The sequence below is a fragment of the Streptomyces sp. NPDC101181 genome (assembly GCF_044767975.1).
Classification (GTDB): domain Bacteria; phylum Actinomycetota; class Actinomycetes; order Streptomycetales; family Streptomycetaceae; genus Streptomyces.
In genome coordinates this window covers 51,597-75,573 of sequence record NZ_JBIWOX010000002.1, presented here as the reverse complement: position 1 = coordinate 75,573, position 23,977 = coordinate 51,597, and the positions used below count along the sequence as shown (strand labels likewise).

The 23,977-nt window shown below is 73.7% G+C and carries 28 protein-coding genes; 9 read left to right on the top strand and 19 right to left on the bottom strand.

Annotated elements, in window-relative coordinates; translation table 11 throughout:
• The first annotated feature begins 327 nt into the window (after positions 1-327).
• Positions 328-1,734: a PP2C family protein-serine/threonine phosphatase gene (locus ACIRRU_RS03925; protein WP_403675810.1), complete on the top strand. Its 1,407-nt coding sequence runs from the start codon at positions 328-330 to the stop codon at positions 1,732-1,734.
• On the opposite strand, the gene ACIRRU_RS03920 is transcribed toward ACIRRU_RS03925, so the two are convergent.
• The 3 genes from ACIRRU_RS03920 to ACIRRU_RS03910 all read right to left on the bottom strand — a co-directional run bounded on the left by ACIRRU_RS03920 (position 1,716) and on the right by ACIRRU_RS03910 (position 3,420).
• A complete protein-coding gene (locus ACIRRU_RS03920; RefSeq protein WP_363203848.1) occupies positions 1,716-2,051 on the bottom strand; it encodes a DUF2516 family protein in 336 nt (111 codons plus the stop codon). The two genes, ACIRRU_RS03925 and ACIRRU_RS03920, sit on opposite strands and share 19 nt — an antisense overlap.
• A gap of 138 nt (positions 2,052-2,189) precedes the next feature.
• Positions 2,190-2,906 carry a hypothetical protein gene (locus ACIRRU_RS03915; RefSeq protein WP_403675807.1) on the bottom strand — a complete coding sequence of 239 codons (717 nt, stop codon included), beginning with the start codon at positions 2,904-2,906 and terminating at the stop codon, positions 2,190-2,192.
• Positions 2,907-2,940: 34 nt separating this feature from the next.
• Complete coding sequence (locus ACIRRU_RS03910) at positions 2,941-3,420, bottom strand: helix-turn-helix domain-containing protein (protein ID WP_403675805.1); 480 nt, start codon at positions 3,418-3,420, stop codon at positions 2,941-2,943.
• Positions 3,421-3,668: 248 nt separating this feature from the next.
• On the opposite strand from ACIRRU_RS03910, the gene ACIRRU_RS03905 reads away from it, so the two are divergent.
• Positions 3,669-4,139: a DIP1984 family protein gene (locus ACIRRU_RS03905; protein ID WP_403676958.1), complete on the top strand. Its 471-nt coding sequence runs from the start codon at positions 3,669-3,671 to the stop codon at positions 4,137-4,139.
• Between the two features lie 424 nt (positions 4,140-4,563).
• Positions 4,564-5,418 carry an alpha/beta fold hydrolase gene (locus ACIRRU_RS03900; protein WP_403675802.1) on the top strand — a complete coding sequence of 285 codons (855 nt, stop codon included), beginning with the start codon at positions 4,564-4,566 and terminating at the stop codon, positions 5,416-5,418.
• Between the two features lie 140 nt (positions 5,419-5,558).
• Here ACIRRU_RS03900 and ACIRRU_RS03895 read toward each other — a convergent pair whose 3' ends face one another.
• Positions 5,559-6,317 carry a TetR/AcrR family transcriptional regulator gene (locus ACIRRU_RS03895; RefSeq protein ID WP_403675799.1) on the bottom strand — a complete coding sequence of 253 codons (759 nt, stop codon included), beginning with the start codon at positions 6,315-6,317 and terminating at the stop codon, positions 5,559-5,561.
• 259 nt (positions 6,318-6,576) lie between these two features.
• The gene (locus tag ACIRRU_RS03890; RefSeq protein WP_403675796.1) at positions 6,577-7,359 is read right to left on the bottom strand and encodes a TetR/AcrR family transcriptional regulator C-terminal domain-containing protein; all 783 of its coding nucleotides are present in this window, start codon (positions 7,357-7,359) and stop codon (positions 6,577-6,579) included.
• Positions 7,360-7,487: 128 nt separating this feature from the next.
• Here ACIRRU_RS03890 and ACIRRU_RS03885 point away from each other — a divergent pair, with 128 nt between their 5' ends.
• Together ACIRRU_RS03885 and ACIRRU_RS03880 are read left to right on the top strand one after the other, a co-directional pair.
• On the top strand, positions 7,488-8,456 hold the full coding sequence (locus tag ACIRRU_RS03885; RefSeq protein WP_403675793.1) for an ATP-binding cassette domain-containing protein: 969 nt from the start codon (positions 7,488-7,490) through the stop codon (positions 8,454-8,456).
• Positions 8,449-9,264 (top strand): ABC transporter permease, encoded by an 816-nt coding sequence (locus ACIRRU_RS03880; RefSeq protein WP_403675790.1) that lies wholly within the window; start codon positions 8,449-8,451, stop codon positions 9,262-9,264. Before ACIRRU_RS03885 ends, ACIRRU_RS03880 begins: the two co-directional genes overlap by 8 nt.
• A 21-nt stretch (positions 9,265-9,285) precedes the next feature.
• Here the strand turns inward: ACIRRU_RS03880 and ACIRRU_RS03875 are convergent, their stop codons facing one another.
• Genes ACIRRU_RS03875 through ACIRRU_RS03865 form a run of 3 tightly spaced genes read right to left on the bottom strand, consistent with a single transcriptional unit; the run spans position 9,286 to position 12,253 of the window.
• Positions 9,286-10,536: a GNAT family N-acetyltransferase gene (locus ACIRRU_RS03875; protein WP_403675788.1), complete on the bottom strand. Its 1,251-nt coding sequence runs from the start codon at positions 10,534-10,536 to the stop codon at positions 9,286-9,288.
• A gap of 26 nt (positions 10,537-10,562) precedes the next feature.
• Positions 10,563-11,549 carry an asparaginase gene (locus ACIRRU_RS03870; protein WP_403675786.1) on the bottom strand — a complete coding sequence of 329 codons (987 nt, stop codon included), beginning with the start codon at positions 11,547-11,549 and terminating at the stop codon, positions 10,563-10,565.
• 50 nt (positions 11,550-11,599) lie between these two features.
• The gene (locus tag ACIRRU_RS03865; RefSeq protein WP_363203860.1) at positions 11,600-12,253 is read right to left on the bottom strand and encodes an ABC transporter substrate-binding protein; all 654 of its coding nucleotides are present in this window, start codon (positions 12,251-12,253) and stop codon (positions 11,600-11,602) included.
• A 115-nt stretch (positions 12,254-12,368) separates the two neighbouring features.
• On the opposite strand from ACIRRU_RS03865, the gene dtd reads away from it, so the two are divergent.
• The gene (dtd, locus tag ACIRRU_RS03860; protein WP_403675782.1) at positions 12,369-12,818 is read left to right on the top strand and encodes a D-aminoacyl-tRNA deacylase; all 450 of its coding nucleotides are present in this window, start codon (positions 12,369-12,371) and stop codon (positions 12,816-12,818) included.
• Positions 12,819-12,870: 52 nt separating this feature from the next.
• Here dtd and ACIRRU_RS03855 read toward each other — a convergent pair whose 3' ends face one another.
• The 3 genes from ACIRRU_RS03855 to ACIRRU_RS03845 form a co-directional block, all read right to left on the bottom strand.
• On the bottom strand, positions 12,871-13,836 hold the full coding sequence (locus tag ACIRRU_RS03855; RefSeq protein ID WP_403675779.1) for a YgfZ/GcvT domain-containing protein: 966 nt from the start codon (positions 13,834-13,836) through the stop codon (positions 12,871-12,873).
• Between the two features lie 9 nt (positions 13,837-13,845).
• Positions 13,846-14,286 carry a Fur family transcriptional regulator gene (locus ACIRRU_RS03850; protein WP_403675776.1) on the bottom strand — a complete coding sequence of 147 codons (441 nt, stop codon included), beginning with the start codon at positions 14,284-14,286 and terminating at the stop codon, positions 13,846-13,848.
• 146 nt (positions 14,287-14,432) lie between these two features.
• Positions 14,433-15,005, bottom strand: a complete 573-nt coding sequence (locus tag ACIRRU_RS03845) for an FABP family protein (RefSeq protein ID WP_363203864.1) — start codon at positions 15,003-15,005, stop codon at positions 14,433-14,435.
• 333 nt (positions 15,006-15,338) lie between these two features.
• On the opposite strand from ACIRRU_RS03845, the gene ACIRRU_RS03840 reads away from it, so the two are divergent.
• Positions 15,339-15,701: a DsrE family protein gene (locus tag ACIRRU_RS03840; RefSeq protein ID WP_403675773.1), complete on the top strand. Its 363-nt coding sequence runs from the start codon at positions 15,339-15,341 to the stop codon at positions 15,699-15,701.
• 107 nt (positions 15,702-15,808) lie between these two features.
• Here ACIRRU_RS03840 and ACIRRU_RS03835 read toward each other — a convergent pair whose 3' ends face one another.
• The 8 genes from ACIRRU_RS03835 to ACIRRU_RS03800 all read right to left on the bottom strand — a co-directional run bounded on the left by ACIRRU_RS03835 (position 15,809) and on the right by ACIRRU_RS03800 (position 21,683).
• On the bottom strand, positions 15,809-16,066 hold the full coding sequence (locus ACIRRU_RS03835; protein WP_363203866.1) for a DUF3099 domain-containing protein: 258 nt from the start codon (positions 16,064-16,066) through the stop codon (positions 15,809-15,811).
• Positions 16,067-16,194: 128 nt separating this feature from the next.
• Positions 16,195-16,482: a DUF1416 domain-containing protein gene (locus tag ACIRRU_RS03830; RefSeq protein ID WP_403675770.1), complete on the bottom strand. Its 288-nt coding sequence runs from the start codon at positions 16,480-16,482 to the stop codon at positions 16,195-16,197.
• Between the two features lie 42 nt (positions 16,483-16,524).
• Positions 16,525-17,364, bottom strand: a complete 840-nt coding sequence (locus ACIRRU_RS03825) for a sulfurtransferase (protein WP_403675767.1) — start codon at positions 17,362-17,364, stop codon at positions 16,525-16,527.
• A gap of 181 nt (positions 17,365-17,545) precedes the next feature.
• Entirely contained in the window at positions 17,546-17,626 is an 81-nt protein-coding gene (locus ACIRRU_RS03820) for an Ms5788A family Cys-rich leader peptide (RefSeq protein WP_351229977.1), read from the bottom strand.
• Between the two features lie 282 nt (positions 17,627-17,908).
• Positions 17,909-18,598, bottom strand: a complete 690-nt coding sequence (locus tag ACIRRU_RS03815; protein ID WP_363203868.1) for a DUF2993 domain-containing protein — start codon at positions 18,596-18,598, stop codon at positions 17,909-17,911.
• Between the two features lie 218 nt (positions 18,599-18,816).
• Positions 18,817-20,304, bottom strand: a complete 1,488-nt coding sequence (locus ACIRRU_RS03810) for a hypothetical protein (protein WP_403675763.1) — start codon at positions 20,302-20,304, stop codon at positions 18,817-18,819.
• 10 nt (positions 20,305-20,314) lie between these two features.
• Positions 20,315-20,569: a MoaD/ThiS family protein gene (locus ACIRRU_RS03805; RefSeq protein ID WP_403675761.1), complete on the bottom strand. Its 255-nt coding sequence runs from the start codon at positions 20,567-20,569 to the stop codon at positions 20,315-20,317.
• Between the two features lie 58 nt (positions 20,570-20,627).
• Positions 20,628-21,683, bottom strand: coding sequence for an alpha/beta hydrolase (locus ACIRRU_RS03800; protein WP_403675758.1), 1,056 nt, complete (start codon positions 21,681-21,683; stop codon positions 20,628-20,630).
• Between the two features lie 269 nt (positions 21,684-21,952).
• Between ACIRRU_RS03800 and ACIRRU_RS03795 the strand changes: the two genes are divergently transcribed.
• Both ACIRRU_RS03795 and ACIRRU_RS03790 read left to right on the top strand, forming a co-directional pair.
• On the top strand, positions 21,953-22,759 hold the full coding sequence (locus tag ACIRRU_RS03795; RefSeq protein WP_403675755.1) for a winged-helix domain-containing protein: 807 nt from the start codon (positions 21,953-21,955) through the stop codon (positions 22,757-22,759).
• 82 nt (positions 22,760-22,841) lie between these two features.
• Complete coding sequence (locus tag ACIRRU_RS03790; protein ID WP_403675753.1) at positions 22,842-23,882, top strand: LacI family DNA-binding transcriptional regulator; 1,041 nt, start codon at positions 22,842-22,844, stop codon at positions 23,880-23,882.
• Positions 23,883-23,977 lie beyond the last annotated feature (95 nt).

Genomic DNA, 23,977 nt, shown 5'->3' with positions numbered 1-23,977 from the left:
CGGGGGCGCGGCCTCCTGAGCGACGAAGGCGCGTGCTTGTGAGCTGCGGAGGCGCGTGCTTGTGAGCGGCGGTGGCATGGTCCCTGTGAGCCGGGCCACGCGGCTGTCCGCAGGCGGGTGATGTTTGTCATGGCCGCTTCGCCGCCCGTACGGGGCCCGAGTGTGCCGGATCCGTGTCAGGAAGCGGCTTATGGCGGCGCGCAGGACGGCTGCCGTTGTCCGGGCGGCATTCCGTTCCGCCGCCGCCGACCGCTATCGTCCCCGACTGGCGGTGCGTCGATCGGCGTTCCGCCGCGCCCTCGGGGGGAGGGAAGGAAACCCGAAGCGATGCCCGTACCCGTACCGCAGCAACGTGCCGTTCCCGCTGCGGAGGCCACTCATGTCGCCGACCTCACCCTGCTGGTGATCGAGGACGACCCGGCGGGCACCACCATCACCGTTCCCGAGCTGTCGGCCGCCGCCGGAACCCGGGTCCGCGTCCGGACCGCCCGCAACCTCACCGAGGCCGGGCGGCTGCTCACCGACGACGTCGACTGCATCCTGCTGGACCTCGCCCTGCCGGTGCCGGGCCAGGTCGCGGGGCAGGCGCCACCGCTGTCCGGTGGCGGCGGGCCGCCCGAGGCGACCGGTCCGGCCTCCGCGCGTGCCCACGAACTGGCCGCGCTCACCCACGTACTGCGCATCGCGCCGCTGCACGCGGTCCTCGCGCTCACCGCGCGGGACGACACGGAGCTGGCCGCCGAGGCGGTACGGGTCGGGGCGCAGGACTACCTGTTCCGGGGCGAGCTGGACGCCCGGGTCCTGAGCCGGGCCATCCGGTACGCCGTGGAGCGCAAGCGCGCCGACCTCGCCCATCACCAGCTGACCGAGTCCCGGCTGCGCGCCCAGGAGAACGCCCGTCTGGAGCGCGGCCTGCTGCCCACCCCCCTGCTGGACGGCTCCGAGCTGAGCTTCGCCGCCCGCTACCGCCCCGGCCGCAGCCGCGCCCTGCTCGGCGGGGACTTCTACGACGCGGTCCGCACCCCCGACGGCACGGTCCACGCGATGATCGGCGACGTCTGCGGGCACGGCCCGGACGAGGCGGCACTCGGGGTCGAACTGCGGATCGCCTGGCGGGCGCTGACCCTGGCCGGTCTGTGCGGGGACGAGCTGCTGTCCACGCTCCAGCAGGTGCTGGAGCACGAGCGGCAGAGCGAGGAGATCTTCGCGACGCTGTGCACCGTCGACATCGCCCCCGACGGCCGCCGCGCCGGGCTCTGCCTGGCCGGTCATCCCGCGCCACTGCTCGCCCGCCGGGGGCTGCCCGCGCGGCTGCTCCCGTACGAGGACGGCGGACCGGCGCTGGGGCTGCTGCCCCGGGCCCGGTGGCCGCGGCTCCAGGCCGAGCTGGGCGGGGAGTGGAGCCTGATGATGTACACGGACGGCCTGATCGAGGGGCGCGTGGGCACCGGCGGCAGCGAGCGCCTGGGCCAGGACGGCATGGTCGCCATGGTCAACGAGCGGCTGGATCAGGGTCTGGCGGGCGAGGAGCTGCTGGAGGCGGCGGTCGCCGAGGTCCGGAGGCTGAACGGCGGCGAGCTCACGGACGACGTGGCGGTCCTGCTTTTGGGCCGCGACCCGGAGCGCATACGACGAGGGGGCGGGAGCACACCGCGCTCCCGCCCCGTGACCTCGGCGTCTTCCGTGTCAGCCGCCGCCGGACGCCCCCTGGGCGTTCAGCGACCGCCGTTGTAGGGGCCGTACGGACCGTCGCTGCTGGAGCCGCCCCGACGGCCGCCGCCGCCCGAGACCTCCTTGATGGCGGGCCGCACGTCGACCATGAAGACGATCGACGCGACGACGCCCGCGAGCTGGAGGAAGAGGAACGGGATGAGCAGGTTCACCGCGACGGCGACGCCGAGGATGATCAGCCAGAACGACTTGCTCTTCTTGTCGGCGGCGCGGTAGGCGTCCTCACGGGCGGTCGCCGCGAAGACGAACGCGACCACGGCCAGCACCAGCATCGCCAGATACAGCAGCTGGAGAAGTGAGCCGAACGCTGAGAGCAACATGGTGTGTACCGCCTAGTGAGTGGTTGAGCGCCTGCGGCCGGTGGGGCCACGGTACCGGGACAACGAACCGGCCACCGGTAAAGGTGCCCGGTCCGCGCCCCGGTCACGCGCGACGCGGACCGGAAGGACCCGTGGGGGTCACTTGCCCGTGGCGGGCGGCGTCTTCTTGGCGGCGGGCTTGCGCGCAGCGGGCGCCTTCCCGGCGGGCGCGGCCTTGGCCTCGGCGGCCCCGGTCGTCGTCCCGGCCGCCTTGACCCCGGTGGACTTGGCCGGAGCGGGCTTGGCGGCCGCGGGCTTGGCGGGAGAGGACTTCACCGTCGCGGACTTCACCGTCGCGGGCTTGGCGGCCGCGGGCTTCGCCGGGGCGGGCGCGGGGGCGCTCTTGGCCTCGGCCTTCGGCTCGGCCTCGATGACGGCGGCGATCTCGACGATCTCGTCGGCCGTCTCGCCGCGCCAGGTCCGCACGGTCTGCTCACCGTGCTCGGCGACCTTCTCGTACGTCTCCCGGGCCTTGATCGCGTACTCGGCGGCCACGCCGACACCGCGGAGCGCCAGGTCCTGGGCGGTCTCGCCGAGCTTCCTCAGGTCGGCGGAGTCGAGGGAGCCGAACACCTCGGTGACCTTCGCCTGCACGGTGGCCTGAGCCTCCTTGGCCTGCGTGGTCACCCTCTCCTGCACGACCTTGGGGTCGGTGCCGCGGACGGCCTCGATCCGCTCGGGCGCCTCGGCCCGCAGCTGCTCGATCAGCGCCGGGACCTTGCGCGCCTGCTGCACGGCCAGGTCGGCCGTACCGGCGGCGAAGTAGAGGGGGGTGGGGTCGGTGAGGGTCTTGCGCAGGTCATCGGTGATGGCCATGACTGTGGTCCTCCCGGATCATCAGAACCAGCTGCTAGCTGTGAGGGTCGTGGTCTTTCCTGGCGTCCGCACCGGCGCCGTCGCCGATACCGTCTCGGGCATCGCGCCCCGCCCCGCCGCTCGTCCCCGCGCCGTCGGCGGGGACCGCCGCGGCACCGGGCTCGGGAGCGGAGCCGTTCTCGCGGCGGAAGGAGTCGTAGATCTGGAGCAGGACGCTCTTCTGCCGCTCGTCGATCGAGGGATCGGCCAGGATGACGGCCCGCGTCTCCAGCTCCTCCCGCTCCCGCTCGTCGAGAATGCCCGCGCGTACGTAGAGGGTCTCGGCCGAGATCCGCAGCGCCTTGGCGACCTGCTGGAGCACGTCCGCACTGGGCTTGCGCAGCCCGCGCTCGATCTGGCTGAGATACGGGTTCGACACCCCGGCGGCATCGGCGAGCTGCCGCAGCGAGAGCTGCGCCGCCCGGCGCTGCTCCCGCAGGTACTCCCCGAGATTGCCGACGTTGAGTGATGCCATGGACCGATGGTGCACCACCCTTGCTAACTTTTGCAAGCAGGCGCTTGCAAAAGTGTCGCGCGCCACGGCACCGCAGCCGGCACCGGACCCGGCTTCCGCGCTGGCTCCGGCGAGCCGCCGAGGGCTCCGGCGGGGCGACGTTGGCTCCGGCGGGCTGACGAGGGCTCCGGCGGGTGCGAAATCCGGATGCGTGAGGGGTGGTCCGCGTTCATATACTCGTGCGACGCATGGAGGGGGAGGTGGAGTCGGTGAAGCTTGCCGAGGCACTGGCGGAGCGCGCGGAGGCGACGCGCCGGGTGGAGCAGCTGCGGGCGCGCGTCGTCGGCAGCGCGCGGTACCAGGAGGGGGAGACGCCCCCCGAGGACGCGGCCAGGCTGCTGGTCGAGGCCGGTGAGGCGCTGGACGCTCTGGAGACGTTGATCCGGCGGATCAACCGGACCAACGCCACCGTGGAGGTGAGCCCGGACGGCACGCTCACCGACGCGCTCGCGCGCCGCGACGTCCTGCGGCTGCGCCACTCCCTGGTCACCGCTGCGGCGGACGCGGCGGCGGGCACGAGCGAGCGGGGCTACGGGCGGCAGCTCCGGTCCGAGCTGATGATGCTCTCCGCGCTTCCCGTCGCCGAACTGCGCGGTCAGGCGGACGCCATCGCCCGCCAGATCCGCGAGGTCGACGTGCGGATCCAGCGCACGAACTGGGAGGCCGACCTGCTGGACTGAGCGGTCCGGCGGGTCCGGAGGATGTGGAGCGGGTAGCCGTTTCGGAGGCGTGCACACACCGAGGGTCGGCGGTTTCCGGCCCACGCCTGGCGCGTGGAGAGCAACGCGGGGTTCGACTCCCCATCAACAGCGCAGCTCAGCACCGCGTACAGGTAAAGGTGCACATCGCACAGCACATCACCACGTGCAGATCCGAGCGGTGAGGGCGGGTTCGGGGCTCTCCACATCTCCTGCGGCTCCGGGGGCCTCTCGGCGGCGGCAGGCTGTCGGCGCGCCGACAGGACACCGGCCCGATTCGTCTCACACCCCCGCTCGCCGCCGCCCCGCCCTGCACCCACCCCCCTTGCACCCTGACCCTTGTGCCTGGCCCGGACACCGTCTCCAGGGCCCTGCCCATCGAAGACCGTTCCCGGGAGCCTGAGCCATGCCTGATCGTCCGACCTTCGTCCTTGTGCACGGAGCCTTCGCGAGCTCCTTCTCCTTCGCACCGCTCCAGGCCGAACTCGCCCTGCACGGCCACCGTTCGGTCGCGGTCGACCTTCCGGGGCACGGGTTCGCGGCCACCTACCCCGCGTCCTACCAGGCGCCTCAGGACCTCGCCCGGCTCGCATCGGAGCCGGGCGGCATCCAGGGGGTCACGCTCGCCGACAACGCCGCCCGGGTGATCGAGGTCCTGGAGCGCGCCCGGCGCAACGGGCCCACCGTGCTGGTGGGCCACAGCCGGGGCGGGGCCACGATCACCGCGGTCGGCAACCAGCGGCCGGACCTGATCGACCGCATCGTGTACGTCTCCGCCTGGTGCCCGGTCGAGCTGGCCGTCGGCGACTACTACGCCGAGCCGGAGATGGCGGACGTCGACCTGGCCGCCTTCGCCCCGGCCGTCGCCGGGAACCCGGCCGAACTCGGCCTGCTCCGGACCAACTTCCGCACCGCCGACCCGGACGTGCTCGCCGCGTTCCGGCACGCCTTCGCCGCCGACCTCACCGACGACGAGTTCCGGGTCTTCCTGAACCTCTTCCAGCCGGACGAGAACCTCGACGCCGGTACGTCGGCGGACCGGGTACAGGCGGCGACCTGGGGCCGGATTCCCCGGACCTACGTCCGGCTCGCCGCCGACGCCAGCCTTCCACCCGCCGTGCAGGACCGCATGATCCGCGAGGCGGACGCGCTCACCCCGGACAACCCCTTCGACGTACGCACCCTTGAGGGAAGCCATCTGCGCTGGCTCGTCCACCCGGGGCCCGCCGCCGCCGTGCTCGCGAGCCTCGCGGAGGCCTGACCGGACGCCGACCCCGCCCCGGCCGACGGCACCAAGACCGTCACCAATACCGGCCCCGACCCCGGCGCCAACCGAGCTCCAGCCCCGGCCCGGCCCCGGCGCGCGGTACGGGTTCCGGAACCGCCGCGCCGGAAAGCCCGTCACCGCCGCCCCGGACCCTCCAGCCCCGTCCGCAGCTGGACGAACGCCTCCTCGGCCGACCGGACCGCGCCCGGGTAGACCCGGTCCCCGCTCTCGCCCGTGTCGATCCGGCGCCAGTTCTCCAGGGCCAGGACGCGCAGGACGGCGATGATCTGTCCGGCGGCGAGCCGGTCGGGGACGGTGCCGCCCAGGGCGCGGGCGAGGGCGGTCTCCGAGCGGGTCCGGTAGGCGTGCAGGCGGGCGACCAGGGACGGGGTGCCGTACAGCAGGCGGAGGAAGGCCAGGACCTGGGGGGCGTCGCAGAGGCCGGTCAGCGGGTCGCGGCGGTCCAGGGCGTCCAGGAAGTGGCGGCGCAGGGCGTCCAGGGGCGTCTCCCCGGGGGCGCGGCCCGCGACCACCTTCGCCGACTCGTCCTCGCGGTCGGCGAACCGGTGCAGGACCAGGTCCTCCTTAGTGGGGAAGTAGCGGAACAGCGTCGGCTTGGAGATGTCCGCCGCGGCCGCCACCTCCGCCACCGACACCTTGTCGAAGCCCCGTTCCAGGAACATCGCGACAGCCGCGCCCGACACCGCCTCGCAGGTCAGCCGCTTCTTACGCTCCCGCAGCCCGCCGACCACCACAGGCGCGCCGCTACGGCCGTCACCGCCGCGGCCACTACCGCCGGGACCACGACCCTCGCCGCCGACCGCCAGGACCGCCCCGCCACCGCCTCCGGCCGACGGGGGCACCCCACCGTCCCCGGGCTTCTCCGCGTTCATGGCCATGAGCGTACGCCCTTGAACCGGGGCGGACTTGACGTCCGACCTCGGGCGGAGTCGACGTCCGACCTCGGGCAGAGCTGACGTCCGACCTCCTGCGGACTCGACGTCCGACCTCCTGCCGACTCGACGTCTGACCTCGGGCGGACCGACGTCAGGCCGACCCCGCGTCCAGTCTCCGGCAGCCGTCCGGTCTCAGGCCGACCCGGCGTCCGATCTCCGGCGGCCGTCCGGTCTCAGGCGGACCCGGCATCCGGTCTCATGCGGGCCCAGCGTCGCCGCCCGCCGTCCGGATCAGGGCGTCGACCCCGTCCAGCAGGCGTTCCATCCCGAAGCGGAACTCGTGGTCCGGGTCGTCCGGACCGCCCATCACGCCGGACTCCAGCAGCCGGGCGATCCCGGGGTGCCGGTCGGGGTCGACCAGTCGCCTCAGGGTGCGCTCGTTCGCGGCGACCACGTCCTCGGGCGGCACTCCGCGCGCGGTGACGGCCGCGGACAGGTCGCTCATCAGCAGGGCCTCGCTGCGGACGAAGCTGGAGATCAGCAGGATCACCGAGATCTTGTCGCCCTCACTCAGCCCGCTGTCCGCCAGCGCCTGGAGCCCCTGCTCCCACCAGGCGAGGGAGTTCGGGGTGGCGGGCGGGCCGCCGATGGGGATGCGCAGCACCCACAGGTTGGCGTGGAAGCGGGTCCGCTGGGCGGAGGCCCACTCCAGGAGCGCCGCCCGCCAGCCCGCGCCCGCCGCCAGGGCGGCCAGCGGGTCGGGGGGGCCGACCGCCGCCTCCTGCATCAGGACGTACAGCTCGTCCTTGGCGGAGACGTACCGGTACAGGGACATCGTGGACGCGCCCAGCTCCTGGGCGACCCGGCCCATCGACACCGCCGCGAGGCCGTCGGCGGCCGCGACGTCGACCGCCGCCGACACGATGCGCTCCAGGCTGAGTCCGGGCCTCGGGCCCTTGGCGGGACGCTCCCGCAGCCCCCAGGCCGCCTCCAGGCTGGCCGGCAGATCACTGTCGCCCGCGCTGCTCTTCCCGGTCACCCGTATCCCCTCGCCCGGTCTCGCGCCCGCGCCCCGCTCCCCGCTCCCCCGGGCGCCTTGACCCCATCCTAGAGATGCGTAATGCTTACGCAGTAACGCGTATGTCATACGCAGAAGGGGGGCCGGTCATGACCGTCCCGCACCACAGCGGCGAGGACGCCACCGCCGCCATCGAGGCGTACGGCCTCACCAAGTCCTACGGAAAACCCGCCGTCCGGGTGCTGGACGGGATCGATCTGCGCATCGCCCGCGGCGGCGTCTTCTCCCTGCTCGGGCCCAACGGGGCCGGGAAGACCACCACCGTGCGCATCCTCGCCACGCTGACCGAGGCCGACTCCGGCACCGCCCGCGTCGCCGGGTACGACGTCGTCGCCGACCGGAGCGCGGTGCGCCGCTCGATCAGCCTCACCGGGCAGTTCGCCGCCGTCGACGAGGTCCAGACCGGCGAGGAGAACCTGCGGATGATGGCCCGGCTCACCGGCGCCTCCCGCTCCGCGGCCCGCCGCCGGGCCGACGAACTGCTGGAGCGCTTCGACCTCACGGCGGCGGCCCGCCGACCGGCCGCCACGTACTCCGGGGGCATGCGCCGCCGCCTCGATCTGGCCGCCGGGCTCGTCGGATCACCGGAGCCGGGGGTGTTCTTCCTGGACGAGCCGACGACCGGGCTCGACCCGCGCAGCCGCCAGCAGCTCTGGGAGGTCGTCCGCGACCTGGCCGGGCGCGGCGCGACCGTCCTGCTCACCACCCAGTACCTGGAGGAGGCCGACCGCCTCGCCGACCGGATCGCCCTGCTGAACAAGGGCCGGATCGCGGCCGAGGGCACCGCCGCCGAGCTGAAGGCGCGGGTCGGCGGGCACCGCCTCGACCTGGTCCTCACCAGCCGCGCGGCCTACCTCCGGCTGGCCGGGCGGGCCCTCCACCACTCCCCCGGGACGCTGACGCTCGGCATCCCCACCGACGGTTCGGCCGCCCAGGTGCGCGCGCTGCTCGACGAGATAGACCCCACGGGCGAGGCGGTCGAGCGCTTCACCGTGCACGGCGCCACCCTCGACGACGTGTTCCTCGCGCTGACCTCGGAGGCCTCCGCCCATGTCTGACACCGCCCCGCACCCCGGCCCGGCCCTCCGCCCGCCCGGCCGTGCGCCCGGACCCCTCGCCCATACCGCCGTCATGGCCGCCCGCAGCCTGCGCGTCAGCAGCCGCAACACCGACGCGCTCATCATGTCGCTGGCCCTGCCGATCATGCTGATGCTGATCTTCGTCTACTTCTTCGGCGGCGCGATCGACACCGGGACGCCCCATGACGCGTACGTCCTGTACGTCGTCCCGGGCGTCCTCCTGCTGTGTGCCGGATTCGGCGCGGCGACCACCGCCACCGCCGTCAGCGAGGACATGAAGGGCGGCATCATCGACCGCTTCCGCTCCCTGGACGTGCGCGGTACGCCGGTCCTCGCCGGGCATGTGGCCGCCAGCACCGTCCGCAACCTCTGCGCCACCACCGTGGTCCTCGGGGTGGCCCTGCTGATCGGCTTCCGCTCCGCCGCGGCGCCCGCCGACTGGCTGCTCGCCGCCGCCGTGCTGCTCGCCTACATCGTGGCGCTGTCCTGGATCTCGGCGGCGATCGGCCTGCTGGCCAGGAGCCCCGAGGCGGCCGGCGGCTTCACGTTCTTCATGTCGTTCCTGCCCTATCCCAGCAGCGCGTTCGTGCCGGTCGACTCGATGCCCGGCTGGCTGCACGGTTTCGCCGAGCACCAGCCGGTCACCCCGGCCATCGAGGCGCTGCGCGGGCTGCTGCTCGGCCAGGACGTGGGGAACACACCCTGGATCGCGCTCGCCTGGGCGGCCGGGCTGCTCCTCGTGGCGATCAGCGCGTCGGAGGCCCTGTTCCGGGCCCGGACCCGCTGAGTCCGGCCGGTCGGCCGGGGTTCAGAACACGTCGGGGCACCACGGCCGCCGCCCCGTGCGGAACACCGCGTCCGCCGTCGTCGCCGCACCCGCCCGCAGCTCATCGGCCCGGCCCAGGTCCACCAGCCGCCGGACCGACTCGTCGCCCAGGTAGAGGGTGGCCAGCTCCCCGACCCCCAGGGCCAGATCGGCGCTCCGGGTGGTCGGGGTACACCGCGCGCCCGACTCCGAGACGTCCAGCAGGAAGCGGCCCCCGGCCAGTCCGGCGTCGTCCCGGACGTCGAGGACGAGCGAGGCCCCGACCGCGTACGTACGGGCCTCCAGGGCGCGCGGCACGTCCAGCATCCGCAGCCACAGCCAGTCCGCGTTCGTGATCATCCGGGCAGCCCGGGGGTCCGGGAGCAGCAGCGGGAGCAGGTCGTCGGGGGCGCGGTAGCCGGAGCGGACGGTGGTGATCCAGTCGATCGAGCAGAGGTAGTGCCACAGGGCCCGCTCGGCCGCCGGGTTGAGCGCGAGCAGATCCCGTACGGAAGCGGTGTTCAGCGGCTGCTTGGCGAGACCCCACTTGTCGTCCACGCCGTAGACCAGCAGGCCGTCGATCTCACCGCCGGCGGCGCGGTGCACCACGTAGAACGGCTCCGTCCACTTCTCGTGCTCGGGGCGGGGCCCGGACCCGGTGTTCTGCTGCCACCAGCGTTCGCCGCGGCTGACGACGCCGGGGCGCAGGGCCGCCAGCCGCTCGTGCACCTCGGGGCCGAGCTTGCGGACGTCGGCGCCCTCGGCCGTCTCGATCCGGCCGCCGCCCTCCGGCTGTCCCGAGCGGCGCGGGTCGAGCCCGGCCCGGTGCACGGAGACCTCCCACTCGGCGGCCCAGGTGGCGGGGCCGAAGCCGTACCGCCCGTAGATCGGGTACTCGGCGGCGATCAGCGAGGCGAGTGGCTCGCCGCGCTCCTTGGCCGCCGCCAGGTCCGTGGCCATCATCCGGCTCAGCAGCCCGCGGCGGCGGTGCGTGGCCGCCACCGTCACCCCGCTGACCGCGTCGGTCGTCACGGTGGCGCCGCCCACCACGGTCAGCCGCTGGTCGAACGAACGGAACGTCGCCACGCAGCGCCCCTCGTCGAACACGCCCTGCACCCGCGCCAGGTCCGTGCCGACGAGCCGGTCGGCGACCAGCTCGTCGCTCGGGCTGTTCGGGGTGAGGAAGCCCGTTCCCACCGCCCTCATCCAGTCGGCGAACTCGGACGCGGTGACGGTACGGATATCAAGGCTCATACCTCCCACGCTAAGGGCTGTCCCGCTCAGAATGTCGCGCGAATTTCCCCGACCTCGTCCGCCCCCGCGAGCAGCGGCGAACGCCCGATCCGGGCCACCACGGGGGCGTCCACGCCGAGGAGTTCCAGGGCGCGGGCCAGCACCGGGCCGAGCGCCCGGCCCGACCCGTCGTCGATCTTGAAGGCGAGGGCCCGGCCGTCGGCCAGCGCCACCGCCTGGACCGCCTCGGCGCCCATCTTGGACAGCGCCCCCGGCACCTCGCTCATCAGCCAGGTGTCCGGCCGCCGGGTGCCCGCGACGTACCGGGGGTGGGCCCGCATGGCGTCCGCGACCCGGCGTTCGGCGCTCCCGGGCTGCGCGAGCACGAAGGTACGGAAGGCGCGGGCCAGACCGGTCAGCCCGATCGCCATCAGCGGGGCCCCGCAGCCGTCCCGGCCGACCGCGGCGACCGGCTCGCCCGCCGCGTCCGCGACGACCTCGGCGACCAGCCGCTGGAGCGGGTGGCCGGGGTCGAGGTAGGTGGCGGTGTCCCAGCCGTTGCGGACGCAGACGGCGAGCATCGCGGCGTGCTTGCCGGAGCAGTTCATCGTGATCCGCTCCCGGACCTTCCCGGCCGCGAGGTAGGCCTCCGCCTCCACCGGGTCCAGCGGCAGGTCCGGCGGGGTCTGGAGGTCGGCCTCGCTCAGCCCGTGCTCGGTGAGCATCCGGCGTACCAGATCGAGGTGGAAGGGCTCCCCCGAATGGCTGGCCGCGGCCAGCGCCAGCCGCTCGCCCGACAGGTCGAGCCCGGCCCGCAGGATCGCGGCGGCCTGCATCGGCTTGTTGGAGGACCGGGGGAAGACCGGCGCCGCCGGGTCCCCGAGCACCCGTTCCACCTGGCCGTCCGCCGCCAGCAGCACCAGGGAGCCCCGGTGGTGCCCTTCCACGAAGCCGGACCGTACGACCTCCGCCAGCACGGGCGGGGCGGGTACCTGGGCGGGGGATATGGCGGGCGGGGCGTCGGTGGACGTCATGGTGGCCTTCCGGGGACGGGAGTGCGGGACCCGCGCCCGGAAGGATCGCTTCAGGCGAGCAGGTCGTCTACTTGGGCTTCCCCGTCACGGTACCTGCGGGCGATCTCCGCGCCGCAATCGTCGGCCGTGCGCTGGAGCTCGTGACGGCGGCGCGAGACCTGCTGCTCGTAGCGGACGAGACGGCCCATCGCGGTGTGCAGCTCCTCGTCCGTCCGGGCGCCCAGATCGGACAGCTCGACCTCGGAGAGCGTCTCGGCGGCCAGCTGCCGGAACTCGTCGCCGCGCGGCGTCGTCAGCGTGACGTGCCGGGCGGAGGACCGGTGCCGGGACGGGGCGTCGGCGAGGATCTCCGAGAGCCGGCTCACCACCGCCGCCTCCTCCACGGGCGCCTCCGGGTCCCGGCGGCGGGTCAGTTCGGCGCGCAGGATGTCGACCCGGCCCTGCACGAGCCGGCGCACGTAGCTGAGGTCGGCCTCGTCGCGCTGGGCCTCCCGCCGCAGCGTCCGCAGCTCCGGCAGCCGCAGCCCGCCGAACCCCGCGGCGCCGCCCGTCTGCTCCGGCACGGCGGCCGGTGCGTGCGACGCGGGTGGCGGCACCGGCCCCGTTCCGGGCAGACTGCGCTGTACGGGTGAGCGCAGGATGCCGGTGCTGGTACGGGCGCCCGGTACGGCACCGGGAGATTGTCCGGCTCCATAAGTACTCATGCTGTTCCGTCCCCTCGGCCGGTGTGTCGGCACACCGCCATCGTGCATGGTGCCACCCCTCCCCGTGCCCCTGCTGACGTCTTGTACCCGTTCAGCCCAAGATAGGTTGGTCTGTATGCGTGCGGTGGTGCAGAGAGTGGACGGTGCGAGCGTCTCCGTCGCCGGTGCGGCGGACGACCCCTCGGCGCCCGGGACCGTCGGGGAGATCGTCGGCGAGGGCCTGTGTGTGCTGGTCGGGGTCACCCACGACGACACCCCGGAGAAGGCGGCCCAACTGGCCCGCAAGCTCTGGTCGGTGCGCGTCCTGGAGGGCGAGAAGTCCTGCTCGGACGTGGGGGCGCCGCTCCTGGTGATCTCCCAGTTCACTCTCTACGGGGACGCCCGCAAGGGCCGCCGCCCCACCTGGAACGCCGCCGCCCCGGGCCCGGTCGCCGAGCCGCTGGTGGACGAGGTGGTCGCGCGGCTGCGGGCGCTGGGCGCGGAGGTGGCGACGGGCCGGTTCGGGGCGGACATGCGGGTCTCGCTCACGAACAGCGGCCCGTTCACGGTCATCATCGAGGTGTGACACCCCACGCGGCCTCCGGGGCGACGGGGTGCCGGAAGCCTCGGGTGCGGGTCTACGGTTCGACGACCGTCTCCTGGGCCGCCGCCGTGTCCCCCGCCATCAGCTCCGCGTCCACCGCCACGTTCCGCTTGACCAGCGCCAGCGCGATCGGGCCGAGCTCGTGGTGGCGGGCCGAGGTGGTGACGAAGCCGAGCTGCCGGCCCTCCTCGCCGTCCGCGGCCAGCCGTACCGGCGTCCCGTGGCCGGGCAGGTGGACCTCGCTGCCGTCCAGGTGCAGGAAGACCAGGCGGCGCGGCGGCTTCCCCAGGTTGTGGACGCGGGCGACGGTCTCCTGCCCCCGGTAGCACCCCTTCTGGAGGTGGACGGCGGTGCCGATCCAGCCCAGCTCGTGCGGGATGGTGCGGTGGTCGGTCTCGAAGCCGACGCGCGGCCGGTGCGCCTCCACGCGCAGCGCCTCGTACGCCAGAATCCCGGCGGCGGGCCCGTGGGCCGCGGCGAAGGCCTCCAGGTCGGCGCGGGGCAGGAACAGGTCCCGGCCCTGCGGGGTCTCCCGTACGGTCGCACCGGCCGGGGCCTCGGCGATGGACCCGGCCGGGAGGTGCACGAGCGCGGTCTCACCGGTGCGGTCGGCGACCTCCACCCGGTAGAAGAACTTCATCGACTCCAGGTAGGCGATCAGCTCGCCCTGGGTCCCCGGCTCGACGTGCATCCACACCGTCGCCCCGTCGTCCACCAGGTACATCGCGTGTTCGATGTGCCCGTTGGCGGAGAGGACCAGCGCTTCGGTTGCCTGGTGGGGGGCGAGGTCGCTGACGTGCTGGGTGAGCAGCAGGTGCAGCCAGCTCAGCCGGTCGTCGCCGGTCACGGTGACGACGCCGCGGTGGGAGAGGTCGACGAAGCCGTCGCCGTCGGCGAGGGCGCGTTGCTCGCGGAACAGATCGCCGTAGTGCGCGGCGACACCTTCGTCGCGGCCTTCGGCGCTGACGGCGCCCGGCAGGGACAACAGGGGGCTCTTCATGGAGCCAGCCTACGACTCGGCCGTCGCGTCCCTCGCGGCCGTACAGCTCGCACAGCGCCCGAAGATCGCGAAGTGCTTCATGTCGGTGTCGAAGCCGAAGTCGGCGCGCAGCTTCTCGGTGAACGCGGCGACGACGTCGAGGTCCGCCTCGATGACGTCCTTGCAGTCCCGGCAGACCAGGTGGATGTGGTGGTGCCGGTCGGCCAGGTGGTACGTCGGGGCACCGTGCCCGAGATGGGCGTGGCTGACCAGGCCCAGCTCCTCCAGGAGCTCCAGGGTGCGGTAGACCGTGGAGATGTTCACGCCGGACGCCGTCCTGCGCACCTCGCCCAGGATGTCGTCCGGAGTCGCGTGCTCCAGGGTGTCGACGGCCTCCAGGACGAGCTGGCGCTGCGGCGTCAGCCGGTAGCCCCGCTGCCGGAGGTCGGTCTTCCAGTCGGTGGTCACCACGCGCCCAGTCTAAGGGCTGTCAAACCACCGGACGCGTCGCCGTCCGGGGCCCCGCACCGAGCGTCCTGTGCGGCGGTGTGGGCGGCACCGCGCAGCGCTGCGCGGAGGGGCAGCTGTGCGGCGCTGCGGGCTGTGCTTCCGGAGGTCTACTTGAAGAACGCGATGCCGTCGTCCGGCATGTCCGGAAGGGTCCTCGCCATCTCGGCGACCTCCTCCGGGGTGACGACCTTCTTGAGGTGCGCCGACATGTAGGGGCGCAGCTCGACCTCGGGTGTCGCCTTCTCGCCGACCCACATGAGATCGCTCTTCACATACCCGTAGAGCCGCTTGCCCCCGCTGTACGGGCCGGAGGCGGCCGTCCGGGCCACCGCGTCGGTGGCCAGGTCGATCTGCGGCTTCTGGTCGGCCAGCTCGCCGTACCAGATCTCCACGACGCCCTGGTCGCGGACCATGACGACCTCGACCTTGCGGTTCTTGTCGATCCGCCAGTAGCCGGACTCCGACTCCAGGGGACGGACCTGCTTGCCCTCGGCGTCCAGGACCCAGGTGTGGGAGACGTACTCCAGGAAGTCACGGCCGTCGTGGCTGAAGGTGACCTCCTGGCCGAAGTTGCACTTCTCGGCGCCGGGGAAGTCGGACACGCCCGCGCCCGCCCAGTTGCCGAGGAGGAAGGCCAGCGGGACGAGGTCCGGGTGGAGGTCGGACGGAATCTCGATCATGAGCGGCTCAGACGATCTGTGAGGGGTGCGGGCGGGCTGTGAGGGTGCACCGGCGGGGCGGTCGGGGTGCGGCGAAGGTCAGCGCTGGCCCTGGTACAGCTTCTTCACGGCGACCGCGGTGAAGGCGAGGACGCCCACGCAGACCAGGACGAGCAGGGCGGTGAAGAATGCCTCAAGCACAGGGAGCTCCTCGTGACGAGCGGGTGGCGGCGGTACAGGGCCGGGCCCCAGCCTAATGGGTGGGAGCCCGGCCTTCTCGTCCAGGTGGCGGCCCCCCGGGGGGGGGGTCTGCTCCGGCGCCGGCCGGCCGGCCGGACGGCTACAGTGCGGCCCATGCGCAAGAAGCTCGTCATCAAGGTGACCGCCGGGCCCGAGGCCGCCGAGCGCTGCTCGCAGGCCTTCACCGTGGCGGCGGTGGCCGTCGCCAGCGGTGTCGAGGTCTCGCTCTGGCTGACCGGTGAGTCCTCGTGGTTCGCCCTGCCGGGCCGGGCCGCCGACTTCGAGCTGCCGCACGCCGCCCCGCTGCCCGACCTGCTGGACTCGATCCTGGCGGGCGGCCGCATCACCCTGTGCACGCAGTGCGCGGCCCGGCGCGACATCACGGAGAAGGACGTGCTGGAAGGCGTCCGCGTCGCGGGCGCGCAGGTCTTCGTGCAGGAAGCCATGGCGGACGACGCCCAGGCGCTCGTCTACTGACGCCTCCCCCGCCCGCCCCGGGGTCGTGTGACGCCTTCCCCGCCCGCCCGGGGGTCGTGACGGGTCCGCGTGCCGCCGCCCCCGCCCGGTGCCGCTCGCCGCTGTCCTCAGCGCCGTTTGCGGCCGTCCAGCTCGTCCCACCACTCGTCGGACTTCGGATCACCGGAGGGGTCGTCCCACCAACGGTCGTCCGGGCCGCGCCGGTTGGCGACGATCGCGGCGAGGGGCGGGATCACCATGGCGACCACGCACATGCCGACGGCGACGGGCACGGACCACAGACGCACCACGGCCCAGGCGGACACGAAGAGCGCGATGCATCCGCCCATCATGAGGAGGTAGGTCCGCCTCCGTCGGGCGTACATGCTTCCAGCGTAGAACTCCTGGCGCCGGACGGCACGAAGGGCCGCACCCCGTGTCAGGTGGCGTCCAACCCCCTGGGGTGCGGCCCCTCGGCCGGTCCGTGTGCCGTACGGACACGGCGTACCGCGGATCAGACGGCGATGGCGACCTCGGCGAGTCCACCGGTCTGCGCGACGACCGTGCGGTCGGCGCTGCCGCCCGGGACCAGGGCGCGGAGCGTCCAGGTGCCCTCGGCCGCGTAGAAGCGGAACTGTCCGGTCGCCGAGGTCGGGACCTCGGCGGTGAACTCGCCGGTCGCGTCCAGGAGGCGCACGTAGCCGGTGACGGGCTCGCCGTCGCGGGTCACGCTGCCCTGGATGGTGGTCTCACCGGGCTTGATCGTCGAGGCGTCGGGACCGCCGGCCTGTGCTCCACACATGGTGTTCTGTCCTTCTGGTCGAAGTGGTGCTGGTCGGGCGGGTTACTTGGCGGGGCCGAGCTCGATCGGCACGCCGACCAGGGAGCCGTACTCGGTCCAGGAACCGTCGTAGTTCTTGACGTTCGGCTGGCCGAGCAGCTCGTGGAGCACGAACCAGGTGAGCGCGGAACGCTCACCGATGCGGCAGTAGGCGATGGTGTCCTTCGCCAGGTCGACCTGCTCGTCCTCGTAGAGGGCCTTCAGCTCGTCGTCCGACTTGAAGGTGCCGTCGTCGTTGGCGTTCTTCGACCACGGGATGTTGCGGGCGCTCGGCACGTGGCCGGGGCGCTGCGACTGCTCCTGCGGGAGGTGGGCCGGGGCGAGCAGCTTGCCGCTGAACTCGTCGGGCGAGCGCACGTCGACCAGGTTCTGGCTGCCGATGGCCTTGACCACGTCGTCGCGGTAGGCGCGGATCGACTCGTCCTGCGGCTTGGCCCGGTACTGCGTGGCCGGGCGGGTGGGGACGGCGTCGGTCAGGTCGCGGGAGTCCAGCTCCCACTTCTTGCGGCCGCCGTCGAGCAGCTTGACGGGGCCGTGGCCGTAGAGCTTGAAGTACCAGTAGGCGTAGGAGGCGAACCAGTTGTTGTTGCCGCCGTAGAGGACGACCAGCGTGTCGTTGCCGATGCCCTTCTCGCTGAGCAGCTTCTCGAAACCGGCCTGGTCGATGAAGTCGCGGCGGACCGGGTCCTGGAGGTCCTTGGTCCAGTCGATCCGGATCGCGTTCTTGATGTGGTTCTTCTCGTACGCCGAGGTGTCCTCGTCCACCTCGACGATCGCGACCTGCGGGTCGTCGATGTGGGCCTCGACCCAGTCGGCGTCTACCAGGACGTCGCTGCGGCTCATGCTGTTCTCCTCCGGGGCAGTCTGCGGCGGGTGCCGCACGGTGCGAAGTGCGGCGTTGCGGTGCGGGTGGCGGCGGTACGCGCGGAGGCGTGCGGAACGCGGCGCGTACGGGGCGTCCGGGCGGCCCCGACGACGGTCGAAGGGCCGCGGGAGGCGCGGGGGCGGGCGGGAAGGGCCCCCGTCAGACGGGGCGACAGAGCATGGCGGCGACGCGGCACAGGTCTACTGCCCGCCGCTTCGTGAGATCCGCCTGTCGCTTCATGGTTCCGATCGTAGGGAGGTGCGGACGGGGATGTCACCGTCGTGTCAGATGATGAGACAGGATCATCCACGATACGAGAAAGAAGGGGCATCTTCCCCGCGCGGAGCCGGGACCGGGGCGCCCCCGACCGCTCCGGCATCTACGGAACGGACGGCGGCGTCTCACCATCCGGATCGGCGGGATCCTGCCCGGCTCGGGCGAGGCTCATTCCGCTGCGGAGACTCCGGCCAACGGGGTGCGGTTCCTGGTCCGGCCCGGGTCCGCTGCGGGTCCGCCCCGGGTTCAGCTCGTCAGGGCGACGTCCGAGCCGGTGACCTCGATCTCCAGACCCCTCTCGGTGACCTGGACGTTCCGCAGCTCCAGGCCCTTCGGCAGCCCGTCGATGTCGCCCTCGAAGTCGGTCCTCCGGCGGATCAGGTCCTCGACGCCGGGAATCCCCTCACCGGGGACCTTGTCCGCGCGCACCTTGATGGTGTCGCCGTCGACGCGGGTGACGGTGGAGAGCACGCTGCGCGAGACCGGGCGGCCGAGGATCTCGACCGTGCCGGTCACCTTCGCCTTGCCGTCACCGCCGTACTCGACGGCGACGCCGTCGCTGGCCACCGCCGTCAGGTCCTCGTAGGTGACGAGGGCGGTCCCGGTGGCGCGCGCGGCCGTGGCGCTGCGGTACCCGGAGCCGAGCTTCACGTCGTGCAGCCGGGCCTCGACCTCGCTGACGCGCACGGTCCGGCCCGCCGCGCTGGTCCTGATGTTGGTCAGCGCCACGTCGACCCGGTCGAGCCGGGAGCCGGCGAGCTGGGTGAGGAAGGGGAAGCCCTTGATCGAGATGTCCGTCCCGCCCGCCTCGCCACCGCTGATGGTGACCCGCTCCTCGGCCTGGGACTCCGCGTAGCGGACGGCCAGGCGGTCGGCGGCGACGAAGACGGCGCCGAGCACCACCACCAGGACCAGCAGTATTCGCAGTGCGCGCATCTGTGTCGTTCCCCCACCCTGAGCGATCGGTCCCCCGGCTTCCGTGAGCCTACTGCGGCAGGGGCGGCCCCCCTGCGTGATCGACGAGCGGCGGCCCCCGATCGGTTCCCGGAGGACCGTCAGCGGCCGCCACGGACGACGGGCGCGGCCGGCCGTGGACGGCCCGCGGATGGCCGAGGACCGCGGATGCGCACGCCCCTCGCTCGCGCCCGTCGCCGTCAGGCCAGGGCGCGGCCGAGCAGATAGACCGCCGGGGCCGCCACGGCCAGCGGCAGCGCCACCCCGGCCGTCATGTGCACGAAGCGGGACGGGTAGTCGTAGCTCGCCACCCGCAGCCCGATCACGGCGCAGCCACCCGCCGCGAGGCCCAGCAGGGCCGCCCCTGCTCCGAAGTCCGTGAGGCCGCCCACCGCGACCCCCGCGCCCGCCCCCGCGAGCAGGGCCACCGCCACGGAGACGACCCCGGGCAGCGGCAGCGCGCGGGCGAGCGTGGCGGCGGCGACCGCCACCCCGCCGACGACCACCGCGTCCGGGAGCGCCGCGAGGTGGCCGCCCGCGAGGACCGCGAGGGCGGCCGAGACGACGGTGGCCATCAGGCCGTACATCCGCTCGTCGGCCCCCGCGTGGCTGCGGAGCTGGAGGACCACGGTGAGCAGCACCCAGACGCCCAGGGTGCCCAGCAGGGCGGCGGGACCGTGCTCCCGGCCAGCCGCCAACAGGGCGACGTCGGCGGCCAGCCCCCCGGCGAAGGCGAGCGCGATGCCCTGGCGGGCGGGCCACATGCCGTTGAGCCGGAACCAGCCGGCGGCCGTCACCGCCTGGAGCAGCACGACCGGGACGAGCAGGGCGTACGCCCCGATCGCCGCGCCGCCCGCGAGGAGCAGCCCGAGCACCGCGGTGAGCGCCGCGGGCTGTATCCCCGGCGCGATGACCGGCGAGCGCCCCTCGGCGCGGGCCCGCTGGGCGTCGGTGATCCGGGCGTTGCCGAGGGTCGTGGGCGCGCCGTAGCCGGAGCCGTCCGCTCCGGACCGGGCGGGAGCGGGGTCGGCCGACGGCGGGGCGGCGTGGGCCGGGGCCGGGACGGGGGCGGGCGTGGCCGGGACCTCGGGCGGCAGCGGGAGCGAGCCCGAGGACGCCTGGGGCGGCAGATAGGCGGTGTCGGCCGCCGCGCCCGGGTGGACCGGGGCGGCCGCCGGGGCTCCGGCGGACGGGTACGGCTGCTGCGGCTGTCCCTGGGCGGGACCCGGGTGCGGGGGCCACGGCCCGCCCGCGTCCCCGGACGGCTGATACGCGGGCCCCGGCTGCGGCGTCCCGTAGGACGGCTGCTGCCCGTGGCCGTAGCCGTCGTTCTGGCCGTAGTCGTAGCCGTGGCCGTGACTCTGGCCGTAGTCGTAGCCGTGGCCGTGACTCTGGCCGTGGCCGTGGTCGTACGGGCCGGGCTGCCGAGTCCCGTACGCCTCCGCCTCCGGGCGGTGCTGGTGCGGGTCGTCCGGGTGGATCGTCGGCTGGTACCGCGTGTCCCAGGTCGGCGCCTGCCAGGTCTGGGTCCCGTCCTGGGCGTGGGCCCCCGGCTCCTGCGGGGCGTCGGGCCGCCCGGCCGTCCCGTCCGGCCAGTACGGCGACGGCCGGCGCTGCTGCTCCGGGGACGGCTGCTCCGGCGGCTGTGGCTCGTACGGATACGGGTACTGCTGATCGCTGCTGCTCATGGCCTGCGGTTCACCCTCCTGCGAACGGCGGGAGCACCTCGACCGTGCCGCCCTCGGCAAGGCGTACGGTCTCATGCCCACGGGTCCCGACGGGGTTTCCGTCGATCAGGAACGAGCACCGCGGGAGCACCCGGCTCAGCTCCCCCGGGTGCCTCTCGCGCACCGCGTCGAGCGCCTCGGCGAGGGTCGCCGCCGCGTACGGTTCCTCCGCTGTGCCCGCGGCGGCCTTGGCCGCAGCCCAGAAGCGGATCGTCCCCGCTGCCATGGCGCCACTCCTTCGGTTCGGTCGTCGGACGGGTCCGGACGGTGACGCGTCGGGTGCGTCAGCTGTCCATGATGGGGCACGCCGCGACCGCCCAGTCGGCGACGCGGGCCAGCAGGGCCTCGTCCGCCGCGTTCTCCGCGTGCCCCATCCCCCGCTCCAGCCACAGCTCCGCGCCGCCCGGCCCGGCCGCCTCCGCCAGCATCCTCGGGTGGTCCAGCGGGAAGTACGGGTCCCGGTCGCCGTGCACGAGGAGCAGCGGGGCGGGCGCGATGAGCGGGACCGCCGCGACCGGGGACAGGGGGACGGGGTCCCACTCCCCGGTGGCGATGCGGGTACGGAATCCGTAGCGGCCGACGAACCGTCCCGAGGGGCGGGTGACCACCCAGTGCAGGCGGCGCATCGGAGCCGTCCCCCGGTAGTACCAGCGGGCCGGGGCGCTGATGGAGATCACCGCGTCGGCGTGCGTCCCCGCGCGCCCCGTGCGCCTCTCGCGCGCCGCCACGCGAACGGACGTATCCGGTGCCACGGATTCCGGCGCCTCCCCCACCCGAGCCACCTGCCCTGTCCCGGCCGCCTCCGCCCTCTGGGACACGGCCGACCCCGTGACCTCGGGTGTACCAGCCGCCCCCCTGGCCCCGGGTGCCCCAGCCGCCCCGACCGTCCCCTGCGCCCCGGCCGCATACAGGGCGCCGTGCCGCAGCACCACCGAGCCGCCCATGGAGAACCCGGCCGTCACCACCCGGGTGTGCCCGAGCCGCCGCGCCCAGGCCACCGCGGCGGCCAGGTCCAGCACCTCGCGGTCGCCGACCGTGGAGCGCCCGCCGGACCTGCCGTGGCCCCGGAACGAGAACGTGATCACGGCCGCACGCTGGGAGAACACCCGCACGGCCCGGCGTACGGCGGGGCGGTCGGCCGAGCCGGTGAAGCCGTGCGCCACGACGATCGCGAGGGTGCCGGAGGCGGCGTCCCCAGCAGCCCCGGAACCCGCCGTACACGGGTCGTACACCGCCTCGACCGGCACCCCGTCATCGGTCAGCAACGTGGCCCGTAGCGGCTGGGGCGTGAGCAAGGGAACAGGGAAAGTCGGGAATCGGCCCTCGGACGCGGAACTCATGTGGGCTATTCTGCTGCGAAGAGGACCTGGGCGACGCAGCCCCCGGGTCCTTTTGTGCTTCCCGGGCGTTGTTACGGAGACGTTTCGAGAAGCTCAGCGGTCCCCGGGGCGCGGGACCGCATGTCACACCCGCTTGACGTACGAAGCAGTGCCGCATACTCCCCCGGGTCCGGCCCGGGAGTGCCCCTCTCGCAGGGAACGAGGAGGACCGACGTAATGGGCGAGCTAACCGTGCAACACGATCGACCGAACCAGGCAGGTGGACGGCGATGAGTTCACTGCTGCTCCTGACGAACGCACTCCAGCCGTCGACGGAGGTGCTCCCCGCCCTCGGGCTGCTGCTCCACAGTGTGCGGGTCGCCCCGGCCGAGGGCCCGGCGCTGGTGGACACCCCCGGCGCCGACGTGATCCTGATCGACGGGCGCCGCGACCTGCCGCAGGTCCGCTCTCTCTGTCAGCTGCTGCGGTCCACCGGGCCCGGCTGCCCGCTGGTCCTCGTCGTCACCGAGGGCGGTCTCGCGGCCGTCACCGCCGACTGGGGCATCGACGACGTCCTGCTGGACACGGCGGGACCGGCCGAGGTCGAGGCCCGGCTGCGGCTGGCCATGGGCCGCCAGCAGATCACCTCCGACGACTCCCCGATGGAGATCCGCAACGGCGACCTCTCCGTCGACGAGGCGACCTACAGCGCGAAGCTCAAGGGCCGGGTCCTCGACCTGACGTTCAAGGAGTTCGAGCTGCTGAAGTACCTCGCCCAGCACCCGGGCCGGGTCTTCACCCGCGCCCAGCTCCTCCAGGAGGTCTGGGGCTACGACTACTTCGGCGGCACCCGGACGGTCGACGTCCACGTACGGCGGCTGCGCGCCAAGCTCGGCCCCGAGCACGAGTCGCTGATCGGCACCGTGCGCAACGTCGGCTACCGCTTCGTCGTGCCGGAGAAGGTCGAGCGGGCCGCCGAGGAGGCGAAGGACCGGGCGGGCCGGGGAGGTCCCGACGCCGCCCGTCCGGAGCGGACCGAGGCGTCCGGGGCCACCGGGACGGCCGAGGAGGCCCCGGTGGAGGCCGCCAGGAGGTAGCCGGCGTCCGGTGGCCCGGGGCCCCGGTCCCGGCGCTGATCCACCGGACACCCCCGGGGTCCATCCGCGTAGACTGCCGCGCGTGGCCAAGGTGACGCGGGACGATGTGGCGAGACTGGCGGGGACGTCGACCGCGGTCGTCAGCTACGTCATCAACAACGGACCCCGGCCGGTCGCCCCGGCCACGCGCGAGCGGGTGCTCGCCGCGATCAAGGAGCTGGGCTACCGGCCCGACCGGGTCGCCCAGGCCATGGCCTCGCGGCGGACGGACCTCATAGGCATGATCGTCCCGGACGCCCGGCAGCCGTTCTTCGCGGAGATGGCGCACGCGGTCGAACAGGCCGCCGCCGAGCGCGGGAAGATGGTCCTCGTCGGCAACTCCGACTACCGCGACGAGCGCGAGGTCCACTATCTGCGGGCGTTCCTCGGAATGCGCGTCTCCGGGCTGATCCTGGTGAGCCAGGGCCCCAGCGAGCGCGCCGCCGCCGAGATCGAGGCCTGGGACGCCCGGGTCGTCCTGCTGCACGAGCGCCCCGAGGCGATCGACGACGTGGCGGTGGTCACCGACGACGTGGGCGGCGCGCAGCTCGCCACCCGCCACCTGCTGGAGCACGGCCACCCGTACGTGGCCTGCCTCGGCGGCACCGAGGAGACCCCCTCGGTCGGCGACCCGGTGGCCGACCACGTCGAGGGCTGGCGGCGGGCGATGCGGGAGTCCGGCCGCTCCACCGAGGGCCGCCTCTTCCAGGCCCCGTACAACCGTTACGACGCCTACCAGGTGGCCCTGAAGCTGCTCGCGGGCCCCGACCGCCCCCCGGCGATCTTCTGCGCCACGGACGACCAGGCCTTCGGCGTGCTGCGGGCGGCCCGGGAGCTGCGGATCGACGTGCCCGGGGAGCTGGCGGTGGCGGGCTTCGACGACGTGAAGGAAGCCGGGCTCACCGACCCGCCGCTGACCACGGTCTACTCCGACCGCCCGGCGATGGCGCGGGCCGCGGTGGACCTGGTGCTGGACGACGCCCTGCGGGTCTCCGGCTCGCGCCGGGAGCGGCTGAAGCAGTTCCCCTCGGCGCTGGTGGTCCGGCGCTCCTGCGGCTGCGGGGAGCCGACCCCGGCGCGGTGACGGTACCGCCCGCCCCGCACCCCGCCCGCCTTCCGGCAGTGGCCGTACGGCCGTCCCGCGCCCGCCGCCCTCGTCCGGCGCCCCCGCCGTTCCCG

Excerpts from the sequence above, each read along its gene's own strand:
- ACIRRU_RS03865 (WP_363203860.1), bottom strand. The coding sequence starts at position 12,253 with ATGAGTACTTATGGAGCCGGACAATCTCCCGGTGCCGTACCGGGCGCC.
- ACIRRU_RS03895 (WP_403675799.1), bottom strand. The coding sequence starts at position 6,317 with ATGAACGCGGAGAAGCCCGGGGACGGTGGGGTGCCCCCGTCGGCCGGA.
- ACIRRU_RS03800 (WP_403675758.1), bottom strand. The coding sequence starts at position 21,683 with ATGAGTTCCGCGTCCGAGGGCCGATTCCCGACTTTCCCTGTTCCCTTG.
- ACIRRU_RS03855 (WP_403675779.1), bottom strand. The coding sequence starts at position 13,836 with ATGAAGAGCCCCCTGTTGTCCCTGCCGGGCGCCGTCAGCGCCGAAGGC.
- ACIRRU_RS03835 (WP_363203866.1), bottom strand. The coding sequence starts at position 16,066 with ATGTACGCCCGACGGAGGCGGACCTACCTCCTCATGATGGGCGGATGC.
- ACIRRU_RS03845 (WP_363203864.1), bottom strand. The coding sequence starts at position 15,005 with ATGATCGAGATTCCGTCCGACCTCCACCCGGACCTCGTCCCGCTGGCC.
- ACIRRU_RS03885 (WP_403675793.1), top strand. The coding sequence starts at position 7,488 with ATGACCGTCCCGCACCACAGCGGCGAGGACGCCACCGCCGCCATCGAG.
- dtd (WP_403675782.1), top strand. The coding sequence starts at position 12,369 with ATGCGTGCGGTGGTGCAGAGAGTGGACGGTGCGAGCGTCTCCGTCGCC.
- ACIRRU_RS03910 (WP_403675805.1), bottom strand. The coding sequence starts at position 3,420 with ATGGCATCACTCAACGTCGGCAATCTCGGGGAGTACCTGCGGGAGCAG.
- ACIRRU_RS03875 (WP_403675788.1), bottom strand. The coding sequence starts at position 10,536 with ATGAGCCTTGATATCCGTACCGTCACCGCGTCCGAGTTCGCCGACTGG.
- ACIRRU_RS03830 (WP_403675770.1), bottom strand. The coding sequence starts at position 16,482 with ATGTGTGGAGCACAGGCCGGCGGTCCCGACGCCTCGACGATCAAGCCC.
- ACIRRU_RS03915 (WP_403675807.1), bottom strand. The coding sequence starts at position 2,906 with ATGGCCATCACCGATGACCTGCGCAAGACCCTCACCGACCCCACCCCC.
- ACIRRU_RS03880 (WP_403675790.1), top strand. The coding sequence starts at position 8,449 with ATGTCTGACACCGCCCCGCACCCCGGCCCGGCCCTCCGCCCGCCCGGC.
- ACIRRU_RS03805 (WP_403675761.1), bottom strand. The coding sequence starts at position 20,569 with ATGGCAGCGGGGACGATCCGCTTCTGGGCTGCGGCCAAGGCCGCCGCG.
- ACIRRU_RS03920 (WP_363203848.1), bottom strand. The coding sequence starts at position 2,051 with ATGTTGCTCTCAGCGTTCGGCTCACTTCTCCAGCTGCTGTATCTGGCG.
- ACIRRU_RS03810 (WP_403675763.1), bottom strand. The coding sequence starts at position 20,304 with ATGAGCAGCAGCGATCAGCAGTACCCGTATCCGTACGAGCCACAGCCG.
- ACIRRU_RS03900 (WP_403675802.1), top strand. The coding sequence starts at position 4,564 with ATGCCTGATCGTCCGACCTTCGTCCTTGTGCACGGAGCCTTCGCGAGC.
- ACIRRU_RS03795 (WP_403675755.1), top strand. The coding sequence starts at position 21,953 with ATGAGTTCACTGCTGCTCCTGACGAACGCACTCCAGCCGTCGACGGAG.
- ACIRRU_RS03925 (WP_403675810.1), top strand. The coding sequence starts at position 328 with ATGCCCGTACCCGTACCGCAGCAACGTGCCGTTCCCGCTGCGGAGGCC.
- ACIRRU_RS03815 (WP_363203868.1), bottom strand. The coding sequence starts at position 18,598 with ATGCGCGCACTGCGAATACTGCTGGTCCTGGTGGTGGTGCTCGGCGCC.
- ACIRRU_RS03840 (WP_403675773.1), top strand. The coding sequence starts at position 15,339 with ATGCGCAAGAAGCTCGTCATCAAGGTGACCGCCGGGCCCGAGGCCGCC.
- ACIRRU_RS03820 (WP_351229977.1), bottom strand. The coding sequence starts at position 17,626 with ATGAAGCGACAGGCGGATCTCACGAAGCGGCGGGCAGTAGACCTGTGC.
- ACIRRU_RS03825 (WP_403675767.1), bottom strand. The coding sequence starts at position 17,364 with ATGAGCCGCAGCGACGTCCTGGTAGACGCCGACTGGGTCGAGGCCCAC.
- ACIRRU_RS03870 (WP_403675786.1), bottom strand. The coding sequence starts at position 11,549 with ATGACGTCCACCGACGCCCCGCCCGCCATATCCCCCGCCCAGGTACCC.